Origin of the sequence: Arsenophonus sp. ENCA, from assembly GCF_002287155.1 — a bacterium.
Taxonomy (GTDB): Bacteria; Pseudomonadota; Gammaproteobacteria; order Enterobacterales; family Enterobacteriaceae; genus Arsenophonus; species Arsenophonus nilaparvatae.
This window is the reverse complement of sequence record NZ_NHNG01000783.1, coordinates 1-743: the sequence shown is the minus strand read 5'-3', so window position 1 is coordinate 743 and position 743 is coordinate 1. Positions and strand designations below refer to the sequence as shown.

At 41.6% G+C, this 743-nt stretch carries 1 protein-coding gene; it reads right to left on the bottom strand.

The features are described from left to right. Positions 1 to 743, bottom strand: a 743-nt coding sequence (nrdD, locus tag CBG25_RS20305) for an anaerobic ribonucleoside-triphosphate reductase (RefSeq protein ID WP_290608899.1), incomplete at both ends; no start/stop codon positions are given.

Genomic DNA, 743 nt, shown 5'->3' with positions numbered 1-743 from the left:
CGTTGTTCGTCACCTTTGGCCTCAATTGCTATCCGGGGCAAGTTAATACTGATCACACCGAGATTATTACGTCCTTCATGAATAGCTTGACCTTGCTCTTCATAAACGCCCAAGAAACTGCGGCAACCCATCGGTGTTTTGAAAGAGCCGGTGACGTTTACCACCTGCTCGTAGTTAAGAATATCTGGATACATCCGTTTACTGGCACATTCAAGTGCAAGCTGTTTAATGTCGTAGTTGGGATCGCCATATTGGTGATTGATCCCCTTACGGATAGCAAAAACTAATTTTGGAAATACCGAGGTTTTACGATTTTTACCTAATCCAGCTAATCGATTTTGTAAGATAGATTTTTGGATTAATCGTGACTCTTTTGAGGTTCCTAAGCCAAACCCAAAGGTAACAAAAGGTGTTTGGCCATTTGCGGTGTGCAGTGTATTGACTTCATATTCTAGTGATTGAAAAGCGTCATAACACTCTTTTTCTGTTCTGCTCTCAGCATAGGCAAATTGGTCGTCAATTTGCCATTCTTTGGCAATTTTTAAGTGTTTTTTATAGCTCGCCTGAACAAATGGAGCCAGCACTTCATCGATACGATTAATGGTAGTACCACCATAAATATGGCTGGCCACTTGGGCTATAATTTGTGCTGTGACGGCGGTGGCGGTTGAAATTGATTTTGGTGGCTCAATTTCAGCATTGCCCATTTTAAAACCTTTGGTTAACATGCCTTGCAAATCGAT